General features: G+C 40.8%; 11 protein-coding genes and 1 pseudogene. 4 read left to right on the forward strand and 8 right to left on the reverse strand.

The window, feature by feature from the left end; genetic code table 11:
* A partial coding sequence (locus B9T16_RS06320; RefSeq protein ID WP_410244325.1) for an adenylate/guanylate cyclase domain-containing protein occupies positions 1-1,253 on the forward strand: 1,253 nt, incomplete at its 5' end.
* Positions 1,254-1,297: 44 nt separating this feature from the next.
* On the opposite strand, the gene B9T16_RS06325 is transcribed toward B9T16_RS06320, so the two are convergent.
* The 7 genes and pseudogenes from B9T16_RS06325 to B9T16_RS06355 form a co-directional block, all read right to left on the reverse strand.
* Positions 1,298-2,218 carry a diguanylate cyclase gene (locus tag B9T16_RS06325; protein ID WP_410244326.1) on the reverse strand — a complete coding sequence of 307 codons (921 nt, stop codon included), beginning with the start codon at positions 2,216-2,218 and terminating at the stop codon, positions 1,298-1,300.
* An 89-nt stretch (positions 2,219-2,307) separates the two neighbouring features.
* Positions 2,308-3,303: a response regulator gene (locus B9T16_RS06330; protein WP_410244346.1), complete on the reverse strand. Its 996-nt coding sequence runs from the start codon at positions 3,301-3,303 to the stop codon at positions 2,308-2,310.
* A complete protein-coding gene (locus tag B9T16_RS06335) occupies positions 3,304-4,848 on the reverse strand; it encodes a GAF domain-containing protein (protein WP_410244347.1) in 1,545 nt (514 codons plus the stop codon).
* A gap of 93 nt (positions 4,849-4,941) precedes the next feature.
* A pseudogene (locus B9T16_RS06340) lies at positions 4,942-6,426 on the reverse strand (PAS domain S-box protein); the annotation flags it as partial.
* Between the two features lie 21 nt (positions 6,427-6,447).
* Positions 6,448-7,971: a sensor histidine kinase gene (locus B9T16_RS06345; RefSeq protein ID WP_410244327.1), complete on the reverse strand. Its 1,524-nt coding sequence runs from the start codon at positions 7,969-7,971 to the stop codon at positions 6,448-6,450.
* 9 nt (positions 7,972-7,980) lie between these two features.
* Positions 7,981-8,598 (reverse strand): hypothetical protein, encoded by a 618-nt coding sequence (locus B9T16_RS06350; protein WP_410244328.1) that lies wholly within the window; start codon positions 8,596-8,598, stop codon positions 7,981-7,983.
* Between the two features lie 310 nt (positions 8,599-8,908).
* Positions 8,909-9,364 (reverse strand): hypothetical protein, encoded by a 456-nt coding sequence (locus B9T16_RS06355; RefSeq protein WP_014274094.1) that lies wholly within the window; start codon positions 9,362-9,364, stop codon positions 8,909-8,911.
* A 402-nt stretch (positions 9,365-9,766) separates the two neighbouring features.
* Here B9T16_RS06355 and glgA point away from each other — a divergent pair, with 402 nt between their 5' ends.
* From glgA to B9T16_RS06370, 3 genes are all read left to right on the forward strand, one after another.
* Positions 9,767-11,242 carry a glycogen synthase GlgA gene (gene glgA, locus B9T16_RS06360; protein WP_014274095.1) on the forward strand — a complete coding sequence of 492 codons (1,476 nt, stop codon included), beginning with the start codon at positions 9,767-9,769 and terminating at the stop codon, positions 11,240-11,242.
* 117 nt (positions 11,243-11,359) lie between these two features.
* Positions 11,360-12,163 (forward strand): sulfotransferase domain-containing protein, encoded by an 804-nt coding sequence (locus tag B9T16_RS06365; protein WP_410244329.1) that lies wholly within the window; start codon positions 11,360-11,362, stop codon positions 12,161-12,163.
* A 159-nt stretch (positions 12,164-12,322) separates the two neighbouring features.
* The gene (locus B9T16_RS06370) at positions 12,323-13,468 is read left to right on the forward strand and encodes an ATP-binding protein (RefSeq protein ID WP_410244330.1); all 1,146 of its coding nucleotides are present in this window, start codon (positions 12,323-12,325) and stop codon (positions 13,466-13,468) included.
* Positions 13,469-13,481: 13 nt separating this feature from the next.
* On the opposite strand, the gene B9T16_RS06375 is transcribed toward B9T16_RS06370, so the two are convergent.
* Positions 13,482-14,156 carry an SDR family oxidoreductase gene (locus B9T16_RS06375; RefSeq protein WP_410244331.1) on the reverse strand — a complete coding sequence of 225 codons (675 nt, stop codon included), beginning with the start codon at positions 14,154-14,156 and terminating at the stop codon, positions 13,482-13,484.
* Between the last annotated feature and the right edge of the window lie 361 nt (positions 14,157-14,517).

Consider the following 14,517-nt stretch of genomic DNA (forward strand, 5'->3'; position numbering starts at 1 on the left):
TGCAAAATTTACATTATATGAACTCTGATATTATGGGAGGGTCTCTCTATAGTTCCGACGGACAACTAATTGGCAGTTTTGGGGAAACTCCAGCTTTATCTTATCCAGAAGCCAGAGATGTACAAATACTGTATGTAAACACTCCCGAAGGCGATCGCTATGATCTTACCTGTGATACTTTTCCCCGCCTAGATGATTATCTCATTATCCTCCGCTATGATGCCTCTCCTATTCATCGGGAAGTCTGGTATTTTATTGTACGAATTGCGGGACTGGTTTTGATTATTTCTGTGTTTGTCACTGGTGCGACCATGGTGGTGCTTAACTATTTAGTGATTTTGCCGATTTTGAATTTACGACAGGATTTAATCAACGCGGGTTCAGCTATTGCTAATCATCGGTTACCCCCTCACTTTTATGCTGCTTCTGTGGAAAGTCGCGATGAATTGGGGGATGTGATTCGCGCATTTATGCAGATGTATCATCAAATTTCTGAGGCGATCGCACAACAAAAACAAGCCGAGGAAGCCTTACGCCAAGAAAAGGAAAAATCCGATGAATTATTGTTAAATATTCTGCCGGAAACCATAGCCGATAAGTTAAAAAATACCCACAGGTGTATTGCGGATAGATTTGAACAGGCGACTATTTTATTTGCAGATATAACTAATTTTACCGAACTTGCTTCGCAATTAACACCCACAGAATTGGTGGATTTACTTAATCAACTTTTTTCCGCTTTTGACCGCCTTACAGATAAGTATGGTTTGGAGAAAATTAAAACTATTGGTGATGCTTATATGGTGGTTGGGGGAATTCCTAACCCCCGTGATGATCACCCTCAAGCCGTCGCTGATATGGCTATAGAAATGCAACAAGTTGTCCAACAATTCCACTGCGTTAGCCTTCCAGTTGCTGAAGCCTCTGGGTTAGCAGAAGGGTCTACAGATGATCATAAACAGGGGGAAATTAGCCACCAACTGAATATCCGTATTGGTATTAATATGGGTCCGGTGGTGGCTGGGGTTATTGGTTTAAAAAAGTTTACCTATGATTTATGGGGAGATGCGGTCAATACTGCTAGTCGTATGGAGTCACAAGGTGAACCCGGAAAAATCCAAGTCAGTCAGACCGTATACTGGCATTTAAAACAACAATATATCTTAGAAAAACGAGGGGTTGTTTCTGTGAAAGGGAAAGGCAATATGACCACTTACTGGCTAATTGGTAAACGGTCAAAATCTGTGGATTAATCAAGTTGGTTAAATTTTGGATAAATTACCACTTGATTACGACCTTATTTTTTGGCGTCATAAAGTGCTTTATCTGCCTCCATAAGTAAGCCATCCAGACTAATTTCTGATGAGTTATAAATAGTCACACCAATACTCACAGTTATATGAATAGTCTGGTCATCAACGTATATGGGAGTTGTGGCGATCGCCTCTCTAATTCTTTCCGCCACCACCAAGGCTTCATCAGCTTTAGTTTCCGGTAAAAATACCACAAATTCTTCCCCTCCAAACCTGCCAAAAATATCCACTTTTCTTAAAGCATTTACCGTGACATCTGCCATTATTTTGAGGGCTTTATCTCCGATACTATGACCATAATTATCATTAATTAACTTAAAATGATCAATGTCAATCATTAACACAGAAAAGGGGTTCTTATAGCGGTGGGTACGTTGAAATTCTCGCTCACCCAAAACTAAGAGATGGCGACGATTAGCAATACCTGTTAAAGCGTCTGTCGTCGCTAACTTTTCTAATTCAACTAAGGCTTGTTTTAATTCATCGCGAGTATATTTTAACTCTAAATGAGTTTTAACGCGAGCCAGTAGTTCAGGAGCCTTATAGGGTTTAGTAACATAATCAACCGCCCCTTGACTAAAAGCCTGAAGTAAATGTTCAGATTCATTACTAGCCGTCAATAAAATAATCGGAATTTCTGCATAAAGCGGGTCAGCCTTCAAATGCTCACACACCTGCAAACCGTTAATTTCCGGCATCATTAAATCAAGTAAAATCAAGTCAGGATTAGCAGTTTTTACCCTTTCGATCGCCTGTTTACCGCTGGTGGCGAAGGTTGTGGCGTAACCCACATCATCAAGCATCGCCCCCACGACCTGCAAATTTTTGCTGACATCATCAACAATCAAAATCAAAAAATTTTCTGGTTGAAAACAATTCACTACACACTGGGCTATTAATTCCAAGACTATACATTGATCCTATACCAATTGTTAACCAATGACAACTAAATACGACAGTAACAACCTGTTCAATTAGTAATAATCACCATAAGTTATTCACCATAAATATCTATAAGCGATCGTCGCAGGTCTGGAAAGGCTCTGACCGTCCCAGGGATTTTGTCCCAGTCAAATTGTTCGAGTTGGGAACTCAGGGTTAAAGCATATTCAACAAAAGCCGGATAGGGATACTGCTGCGACCATTGAACCAACTGCTCCGAAAATGCCTGTAAATCCCTCATTTTGAGAGTTTGTCCTAGTTCTGGCCAAAATATTTCTTCCTGTTGCTGGAGTTTTTCCAGTAATTCATCAATGGACCCATGGGGGAACTCTGGGGAAACCGGAAAAGCCGGGGGTACTGGTGAGGTATCATCAGCCACTGATTCAACAGTATTTACAGTATCCAGGGGAAGCAGTTGTTTTAACACTAAAACTAACTGTGAACGACTTACAGGTTTATGCAAAAAACCATCTTGGAGACAAGATAATTCTTGGTGGTCACGATCTAAAGATGAGGCAGTTAAAATAATAATTGGAATCTGCTTAGTGGCGGGATTAGCCTTTAATTGTTTAGTCGCTTCCACCCCATCTAGTTCCGGCATTCGCAAATCCATCATAATTAAATCGGGTTTCTCTAGTTCCGCTATTTGAATAGCTTCGATGCCATTATGTGCCAGCCACAGATGATGATGGGAATTGACAAAATATCCCTGAATTAAATCTAAGTTAGATTGGACATCATCAACCACTAATATTTTACTGCTTTGAATTTGATTTAAATCATCATTTATTTCGACAATTATATCGTCAGGTTGCCAGTCTATGGGTGTAACTTGCGGGAAAATTAAGGTAAATTTACTACCTTTACCTAGTTGACTTTCCAGGCTGATAGTTCCCCCAAGCATTTGGGTGAGTCGTTTAGTAATTGCTAACCCTAGTCCTGAACCACCATATTTGCGGGTACTTTGTCCTTCACTTTGAATAAAACTATCAAAAATGCGTTCCTGTTGTTCTGGTGCGATACCAATTCCCGTATCAGCGATCGCAATTTATAGGGACATAGTAGGTTCCGTATTATCCGCACTTACCGGAGTATTACTGTTAGTCAAAACCGAAACTTTCACCGAACCATTATCAGTAAATTTGAGAGCATTTCCCACCACATTTAACAAAATCTGTCGTAACCTGACTTCATCAAAGATAATCGCCTTCGGCAAATCATCATTAATTTCTATAATCAATTCTACCTTTTTTTCTGCTGCTTTTTGGCAGAAAATTTGGTAGATTTCTTCTAGCATAACCCGTAAATCCATAGGCTCCTGATGGAGTTCCATTTTCCCCGCTTCAATTTTGGATAAATCCAGAATATCATTAATCAAAGCCAGTAAGGTTTTACCACTAGCCCCAATGGATTTAACATATTGTTTTTGACGAGGTTCCGCCACCAAACCCTGTAGCAGATCGCAAAATCCTAGAATCGCATTCATGGGAGTCCGAATTTCATGACTCATATTAGCTAAAAATTCACTCTTAGCCCGGTTAGCAGCTTCGGCGTGGCGTGTCGCTTCTTTGAGGGCTTGATTTTTGTGTTCTAGTTCGAGTTTATGTAATTTTTCCTGCTCCAAAAGTTGCGCCTGTGCTAAGGCGATTCCTACTTGTTGAGCGATAGCTTCTATTAGTTCAATTTCGTCGTGAGTCCACTGGCGGAACCTATCGCACTGTTGCAAACTAATTACTCCATTCGGTTCCCCTTTGTAGGAAGTCCGAACACTTAACATGGATTTTAAATTAATTTGGCGACAGAGATCATAATGGGGAAAAAGCAGGGGGTCTTTGTAGACATCATCAGAAGCTATAGCCTGATCCTGATTTAATAATATGGCAAGATGTCGATTCTTACTAATGGGTATTTCTATCCCCATAAAATACTCATATTGCCCCCTTAAATACTCTACTACCATAGTTATTTTTTGGCTAGAATTCGGCGAATAACGATGAATTAAACAGCGATTCACATGAAAGGCTTCCCCCACTAAACTAACTGTAGCTTGAACAATGTGTTGGCTGTCGAGACTTTGGCGAATTTCGTCTGTTATCTGTTGTTGTAGTAAAGTATTTTGAAAAGCCTGTTCCAGAACTTTTTTAGCCTGTTGACGTTCGATTTCATTACCAATCCATATGGCAATTAATTGCAACAATTGCCGTTCACTATTGCGAAAGGGAGTATGGCGAGGATGGGGACTACAAAATTTAATAGTTCCATATACATATTGTCCTACTATAATCCTCACCCCAATATAGGCTTGGAGTCCTAGGTTATGATAGGCTGGATGGTTTTTATATTCCGACTGTGCCGCCGAGGTAATACAGACAATTTTCGAACTGTTAAAAGTGGCTTCACAAAAGGTATTTTTTAATCGGAATAAATCGCATTTTTCAATAGGCGGTGTCAGTCCTGGGGGAGTTTGTACCGCTACCACCTGATAGCGATCGCCTTGAATATGAGAAAGCATCCCAATTTCTAAGCCAAATTGTAGTCGCCCCATAGACAGTAAAGATTCTAGTCTTTGATTAAAATTTAGATGAGGAGCCACGGCAATCTGATATAATTCTCGGAGAGCCACTTCTCTGGCTTGTAACTCTTCTTCGGCTTCTTTACGAACAGTAATATCCTCAGCAATACCAGCAAAGCGGTAGATATTTCCGTCCTGATCATAAATCGGAAAAGAACAAGCACGAATCCAGCGCCTTTCGCCATCTGGGCGAAAAATAGGATACTCTAACTCTAATTATTTTTTCCTCAGAAATTGGTGTTTCATTGCACTAATTACTTTCGATCTATAATTCACATCTATCGAATCAAATCAAGACTCAGGAGATTGATATAAACTATCACAAGTTCTGCCCCAAATTTGCTCATAAGCCGGACTAATATACAGGACTTCTCCATGGCGAGAAACTATAAAAAATGCTTCGGAAATTGCCTCAGCAAATTGACGGAACTTTTCCTCGCTTTCCCGCAAAGCCTGTTCAGTTTGTTTTTGTTGTTCAATTTGGTTTTGTAGTTGCTGAGTTCTCTGTTTAACTCGGGTTTCTAGTTCTTGATTAAGGCGCTGAAGTTCATGTTCAGCTTTTTGGCGATCGCTAATATCTTGTAACATAGCCGTATAAACGACTTGATCAGATAATTGCAACCTAGATATAGAAGCCTCTGCCGGGAAAACTTCCCCATTTTTACGCTGTCCGACAACCTCTCGCCTTCCCTTCATCGGACAATTTAAAATTGCCTTTTGACCAAAATTTTGGATATGTTTTTCATGTATTTTGTGGATATTTTTCGGCAAAAGAATATTCAGAGGTTGTCCGATAACCTCATCAATAGTATAGCCAAAAATTCTTTCTGCACCCTGATTAAATAAAGTGATACGTTGGTCTTCTCCTACCGAAATAATCGCCTCTTCCGCAATATCTAAAATACCCCTAAACTTTTGATTGCTCTCCATTAGAGCTTGTTCTAATCGGCGACTTTTATCAATTTCTTGTTGTAATATCTGATTTTTTTCGGTCAAGGTTTTAGTACGTTCTTGGACTAAATACTGCAAATTTTGATTAAGTTTATTTAAGGCTTTACGACTCTCCTCTAATGCCATAATATCTCGATAGGAACGCAAAGCAGCAATAATAGTTGTAATTAATTTTTGCTGAGTCATTTCTACCTTAGTTTTATAATCATTAATATCATAATCAATAATTACAGAATCTTCCGGTGCTTCCCCCGGATATCCAGTTTTAAGGATAATTCTCACCCAGGAATTATTCAGATTTTTGCGGATATATTTAACCAAATCCAGACCCGCATTATTAGTTTCCATCACCACATCTAACAACAAAACAGCCGTGTCAGGATTAGCGGCGATCGCCTCTTGTGCTTCCCCAGCCGAATAAGCCGAAATAAAAATTAAAGGTCTCTCTTCAAAAGTCAAAGTTTTTAAAACCATTCGTGTGGCTTGATGCACTTCTTGATCATCATCCACCAGCATAATTTTCCAAGGTTTTCTCAAATCGACATCATCAATGATTGTAGATAAGACAGAACCTTCCTCCTCATCCTCAATAATCGTTAAAATCTCTTCATCTTTAGTAAAATCACCCCAGGGCTTTTGATTATTCATATATTATTGATCCCTATCAATTCATTGTCTAGGAAAGCGCGGACAGTTGATGATAAATTTAGATCCTACTCCCACCTGACTATCACAAGAAATTGTACCTTTCAAAGTTTTAGTTACCAAATTATACACAATGTGTAAACCCAAGCAATTCCCCCCGTGATTACGAGTGGTAGTAAAAAAAGGGTCAAAAATATGCTCCAGGTTTTCGGAAAGAATACCACAACCATCATCACTGTATTCAATCAAAAAGTGATCATCACCAACCTCTGCTATCTTTAAATATAACTGACCTGACTCCGATGGTTGGTAAGCATGAATCAGAGAATTAATCACCAAATTCGTGATCACCTGAGAAATAGCGCCAGGATAGCTATCTACCTCTATGGTGTCATCCCCCTCAACGACAATGCAATGATGGGTCTGTTTCAGTTTAGGACGAATGTTCAATAGAATTTCCTCTAAATATGGTTTTAGGGTAAAAGTGCGCCTTTCTAGGGAAGTTTGGTCAACAGCTACTTGCTGAAAACTCTGCACTAATTCTGCTGAACGCTGGAGATTACTCAAAATCAGTTTACTGCTTTCCAATACTATATCAAGATACATATTTAAAGCCGATCGCTTTAACGGTTGCAATTGACAAAGACTCAAAAACTTTTTGGTTTCACTCACCAAAAACGAAGCCGCCATAATTCCCGTACCCACCGGAGTATTAATTTCATGAGCTACCCCCGCCACCAAGCCTCCTAAAGTCGCCATTTTTTCAGCTTCAATCAGTCGTTTTTGCACCGTTTTTAGTCGTTGGGATGTCTGGGAAAGTTCTGCATTTTGTTCAGTGACTTTCTGTTGCAGAGTCCGATAAAGCAAAGCATTTTCTAAGCAAATTGCCACCTGAACTGAGAGCAAAATGACAATTGGTATTTGTTCATCTCCAAAACTGCCATTTGTAATATTATTTTCCAGGTAAAAAATACCAATTAGCCGTTTTTGACGAATTAAAGGAATCCCCAAAATTGACTTAGGTTTATGACTTGTGATATATTCATCATCCCTAAAACTTTGGTGGTTATAAGCATTATTCAGCAATACATATTCATGAGTGCGTGCTACATAGTTAATGATAGACTTAGGAAAAGATTTATCTGGCAGTGTATTAAGAGGAATTGAACGCAAAACAGTCACCTCATCAATATCCATCTCTGCCATAGCTTCAATCATCCATTCTTGAGAGATTTCCTGACTAGATTTATGGTCACATGGCAAAATCAAATAACCTATTTCTGCATCTGTATTCTCGATAATAATTTTCATGGTTTTAGCCAACAGACTCGCCAAAACCGTTTCCCCCGACAAGGTTTGATAAGCCTGTAGAACATGACCAAGATTAAAAATTTGGGCATTGCTTGGGTATTCTCGACTCTGAGAGACTGAACTTTTCCACCAGTTGGCGGGAGAAAAAATATCAGGATATCGATACTTAATATCTTTAACTTTTGCGGTGGCTTCCCAGCGGCTATAAGTACCATGAGCCGCCTTTATATAAATCACAAAAAATCGCTATAAATTTTGTTGTTTATAAAATTCTGCCGCCAATTCATAGGCGATCGCTATTTCGTGAATCGCACCATTTGTAATCACCTCAGAAACCGCTTGTTCGTACTTTTGCAGTGCTGATAATATCTGATTTGAGAGGCGTTCTAACTCCGCCTCCACCAAAATATACCGATGTTTAAAACTCCCATAAATATGATTATTCCAGGATGACATTAAGCCCTGATTTGTGCGGATTTTCTCTAAAATAGCATCCCGCTTTGACCCCGACAGAGTTTCCGCCTTTGCCACCAAAGTTAGGGAATAATAAAACAAATATTCTCCCCGGTTAAAAATACTTAAACTATCATCAATATAATTACCAACTAACTCAGCCGCCTGTAAAGCCGATTCATAATCTCGAAATAGATAGCACAGAATCAATTGGAAGCAGTGAACATCAAATAAAGTCGAACTGCTATTAACCGGATTTAATAGCAATAACATTTCCTGTTCTATATCCTTCCATACCGAGGCATTAATCCAGTCTGATTTTTGGTTTAAATTCCGCAATTTTTGCATCATCGTACTCGCCGGTTGCGTCAGACCTCCATAAATTCCAATAATAACTCGATAATTGGACACTGACGCACTCGGTAGGCGACCTCTAACGTACCTTGAACATACCTTGTAGGGTGCGTCAGACCCGGTAAATAGCAACCATAACCCGATAACTTGAAACTGACGCACCTCTGGTCTATGTCAGACTGGATAATGGAAACTGACGCACCTCTGGTCTATGTCAGACTGGATAATGGAAACTGACGCACCTCTGGTCTATGTCAGACTGGATAATGGAAACTGACGCACCTCCCCTCGGGTACGTCAGACCCGGTAAATAGAAACGAGTCCCCCAAGTTTAACTGACGCAGCTTTTATCGGTTGCTACTGACGATTAACGAATGTATTGTGGACACATCTGCTTAACCAAATTATTGCGAATACTTTGATCAGCGCGTAAAATTTCGCGCATTTGGGGGTCCAAAGTCAGATCTTGACGAAGAGACTCTTCCTGAATAGCCTGACGTTGCCGCCAAGTTAACCCCCCAGAAGCCAAGGCTTGACAGGTATCTCCGACATCTTCAACAATAGACTTCAAATCATTTTGAGCAGAAAGCAACAACATACGTTTATGTAGCTCAGGTTGTTCGGACTCCTCAACCATACTTCGGTAACGAGAGATGATATGAGAAGCGCTCAACACAGTTGGCGGTTGCGCTTCTGCGGGAAGTTGACCAATCAAAATCCCAAAGGAAACTACAACCCCTATATACCCATACAGACCATTCTTAGCCATGGTTCCTCCTAAACGGAAGTTTAACTCACTAAGGTTGTTAACAGACTGGACCATTTAGCCACCTACCTGATATTCAAGCGATCCCAGGATCATCCTCAGAATCTGCCAGCAGTATCTGGAGGGACACAGGCTCTCTAATCTATCACCCAACCTGGTTAAAAGGACAATTCCCTTGGGGAATGTCTTTGAGAACAGAACTGGTTTTTGAATTTGGGGATATTGTACTCTCAGACTATACATCAAGTCTTGGGCAAGCGCACCAAATCTATCAAAGTTCATTGATAATAGCCATTTTGCCGTTGATCCTGGAAATAATTTCTTTGAGACCCTCAATTGCTCTATGCTCCTAGAACCAGAGAAAATAGGAGTCATAAATTACATTGGTGAGCGATCGGTGCTTTTTCCTGATTCAATAGGAAACATAGAACATAAACTTTTGTTACAAGAGGAGTGAAGATGTACATTGTACAGATTGCCTCTGAGTGCGCCCCTGTAATCAAGGCGGGAGGTTTGGGTGATGTAGTCTACGGACTCAGCCGAGAGTTGGAACTGCGGGGCCATACAGTAGAGATAATTCTACCCAAATATGATTGTATGCGTTATGACCATATTTGGGGGCTACATGAAGCCTATCGAGATTTAGTTGTCCCTTGGTATGGTGCGGCTATATACTGCGATGTCTACTGTGGCTGGGTTTATGGCAGATTATGCTTTTTCATAGACCCCCATTCCGAGGACTTATTTTTCAATCGGAGCTGCTACTACGGTTGCAACGATGACAATATGCGGTTTGCCTTCTTCAGTAAGGCGGCCTTAGAGTTTCTGTTGCTGACGAACAAACGACCTGATGTGATCCACTGCCATGACTGGCAAACTGGCCTAGTTCCGGTGCTACTGTTCGAGATTTATAAGTATCATGGCATGGAATATCAACGGGTTTGTTATACCATTCATAACTTTAAACATCAGGGCATTTCGGGATGTGATGTTTTATGGGCGACAGGTCTGAATAAGGAATCTTACTATTTCGCTGACGATCGCCTTCAAGATCCCTTTAATCCCTTTGCTCTAAATTTGATGAAAGGCGGAATCGTCTATTCCAATTTTATCACCACAGTTTCCCCCCACCATGCTTGGGAAGCACACTATGGTGATTTTGGCTATGGTTTAGGCCATACCATTCATGAACATCAACATAAATTTGGTGGGGTACTCAATGGCATTGACTATGAAGTATGGAACCCCCAAGCCGATCGCTATATTCCCCATCATTATGATGCTGATACCTTTACGGAAAAAGCCAAAAACAAACAAGCACTCCGAGAGCAATTATGGCTGGGTCACGGGGATAAACCTTTAATTGCTTATGTGGGGCGTTTAGACCAACAAAAAGGCGTTCATCTCGTCCACCATGCTATTTATTATGCCCTCTATCGCCAAGCTCAATTTGTGTTGTTAGGTTCGGCAACGGAAACCGCAATTAACAACTGGTTTTTGCATGAAAAAAATCATCTAAATAATAACCCTGATTGCCATATCGAAATTGGTTTTAATGAAGAACTTTCCCATCTCATTTATGCCGGGGCTGATCTTATTATTGTTCCCAGCAATTATGAACCTTGTGGCTTAACTCAGATGATTGGCTTGCAATATGGAGCTGTTCCAGTGGTGCGGGGAGTTGGCGGGTTACTCAATACAGTCTTTGACCGGGACTATGACAACTATCATGAACCAGAAAAACGCAATGGTTATGTATTTTTCCAAACTGATAGTCAGGCGCTAGAATCGGCTTTAGATAGAGCGATAGGCTTGTGGTATCACTATCCCAAAAAGTTTCAAAATTTGGCAATTCAAGGGATGGAATATGACTACTCCTGGTCAAATCCAGCTACTCAGTATTTGTCGATTTACGAATATATTCGACATAAATAAGTGGCAAAAAAATTCCTATAGGTCTGAGGTTTTGGGTGTGGCGGTAATATCCTAAACGTAACACATGAAACCTCAAAGCCTATCGGTTACATCGGTCAATCTATCTAATCAGATATCATGTTTTCCTCAGCATATAAGTACAAGGTAAATCAATGGTATTTTCGACCAACAGATGTATTTCTAGCCTCCTATCCACGTTCTGGTAATACGTGGATGCGATTGTTACTTAGTGATGTGATTCAACATTTGGGGGGGGAAAAAACACAACCAGGAGGGAATGTGATCCCAGATGTTTATAAGGTGGATATTGAAGACTGGTATCGCAACCCTCGGATTAAAATTCCGTTTCGGATTATCAAAACCCATGAACCATTAGCTCTCATTTCCGATTATCGAATTATCTACCTATTTAGACATCCGGCTGATTGTCTTTGTTCCTACTATCACTATCAATTAAGGTCGCCTAGGTTTCGGGAAAATAACTCCGGGATAGATGGGTTTTGTCAGAATTTAATCAATCAATGGTGTGGTCATATTAACGGTTATTTAGAAGCTGCTAAAACTGGCAGCGATCGCCTTTTCTTGGTCAGCTATGAATCCCTGAATATTAACCCAGTTGAATCGCTCAAAAATGTCTGCAATTTTCTGGATTTAGATATCACAGAAGCTCAGGCTCAAATTGCCGTCAATAATCAACAATTTCGGCAAGTTAAAACTCTCAGTCAGCGGGGAGATAGCCAAACTCTAGGATTTGCTGAAAACGGCGGATATCAAAACTTCTTTCGGCGCGGTCAAATCAACTCATCCATACAAGAATTGTCGGAAAATACCCGCACAATTATCAGCCAAAAATCCCAGGATATTTACAATCAAATCAGGGAACTAGAGTCACAACAGTTAACAAATATTAATAGTAATTAAGACTTGATCACCTGCAAACTATGTCATAATTAATCTGAGAAAAGCCTAACCCAGATGGGTAACGACTAAAACAGGATTGACGAAAAGTGCATAAATTGTTTTAGTATATCAAAATGGATAACCATATCATTATATCAATGGCAGATCAGGTATACACTCATGGATTTAGTATCCCATCAGTTTATCAGCTATTTTGAGCCAGAACAGGCCGATAAACTTTGTCAGTTGGCGCTTGTCGAATACTACCCAGAAGGAAGCCTAATTTTTGAAGAAGGCGAAGTTCCCGACTACTTATATTTGGTGCTAACCGGGGAAGTAGAGTTTAGTAAGTCCACAGGAGGCGATCGCTATCAAGTGGTAACAGTGGCTAGACCCAATAGCTTTTTTGGTGAATTTGGGGTATTAGACGGACAGCCACGCAGTGCGAGAGCGATCGCTACACCAGGGGGAGCTACCCTAGCGAAAATCTCACAGGATCACCTGATGACCATTCTCCAAGACGCAAAGGGTCAAGTAGTCCTCAAGCTATTCGGCTATATTACCCAACAACTGCGAAACACCACCAACGAGTATGTCAACCAAATGATTCACAAGCAGAAAATGGAACTATTGGGGGAAATGGTCAACACCATTGTACACGATTTTCGCAGCCCTTTCACAGGTATTCAGCTTTCGAGTTCCATGATTAGGGAACTACACCCGGACGAAGAAACCGAGGAATGGTGCGATCTAATTTCTATGCAAATTCAACGAATGTTAGGAATGGCTGAAGAAGTCCTAGAATTTAGCCGGGGAAGCACTAGCCTGGTCTTAAAGTCAGTGTCGATAGGGGAGATTATACAGCAGTTTGAAAAGTTAAACCGAGTCTATTTACACTCCTCTGATGTAGAATTGGTCCTTGATATTCCGGAGGAAATCTACGTCCTAGCTGACCTTAACAAGATTATACGGGTCCTACAAAACCTGGTCAGCAATGCTGTAGAAGCCTTCCCTAATTCACAGGGAAAGATTATCATCACTGCTACTACTCAAGATAATTGGGGGCTGATTATGGTTAAAGATGACGGACCGGGTATCCCCAAAGCTATTCAAGAACACCTGTTTGATGCCTTTGTCACCTATGGAAAACAGGGGGGAACGGGTTTGGGAACAGCGATCGCCAAATCTATTGTCGAAGCTCATGGCGGCGCGATTAGCTTTGAATCAGCGGCCGGAGTAGGAACTACATTTTGGATTCGTCTACCGTTGAACGATGGCGATCCTAATATGCAGTCCCCAACCCTCAAACAAGTAAAGATTTGTTGATTTTCAGGGATAATTATATATCCAAAACCTCAAAATCTGTTTGACCATAGGCCATTTGGCGATCGATAGCTGAGAGAATTTTATTATTAGCCTTATCCGAGTGCAAGCAAGCGCAAGCCAAAGCCGCCACATCAGCGCGGTGGATAGTTCCCGCCACTCGGTAATCCTCCGTTAGCACACCATTTCCGGTAGCTGGTTCGGACTTTAACCCTCCCGGACGGATAATAGTATAGGTCAGTCCACTATTAATCAGATGTTCCTCGGCTTTTTCCTTTTCGATCAAGACTGATTTCAGGGTTTCCATAGCCTGGGGAGGGAGAGCTACAGCGCTTTTTCCGCTACCAATGGAGGAAATTAAAATGAATTTTCCCACACCAGCTTTCACCGCCGCATCAATCAGGTTACGATTCCCCAAATAATCAGCCCTTTGACCATCTTTCGGTAAACCGCCAATGGTGCTAATCATGGCAGAAATAGCCGGCCCATCTGCCACCGCCTGTTCAACCGCCGCCAGATCTAGAGCATCTCCCATCACAATTTCAATGCCCATTCTTTCTAGTTCTGGTCCGCTGGCAGGCGATCGCAATAATGCCCTAACCTTAACTTCTTCTCCCCTCAGACAATTGGCAATTTCCCGACCTACACCCCGACTCGCACCCGCGAGAAAAATACAAGATTCAGAATTCATCTATTTACTAAAATTGTTTATCAATTATCCATTATCAATTATCCATTATTCCTTGTCCTCAAATACCACAAAATATAATTTTTGCTGATTGATACGACTAAATAGATTTGAATTTCAAAATATTGTTAAGAATTAATACAATTTAATTGAAAATCCCTCGCAAATAGTTGACGAGATTATGGGGGTTATGGTACCATTGGAGAAATCGCTCCCAAGGGCTTGTTGTGTCTTGACGCAAAAACAGAGCCCAAAACCCCGATTCTGTCGGGGTTAGGATTATTTTCCGACCAAAATTAAAAATTCACGATGCACGAGTTTTGGGGGACTAAGGCGATCGCCATTTTTAGGGGTCTTGACAAAA

It is taken from the genome of Arthrospira sp. PCC 8006 (genome assembly GCF_046480465.1).
In the GTDB taxonomy this organism is placed as follows: Bacteria; Cyanobacteriota; Cyanobacteriia; order Cyanobacteriales; family Microcoleaceae; genus Limnospira; species Limnospira platensis.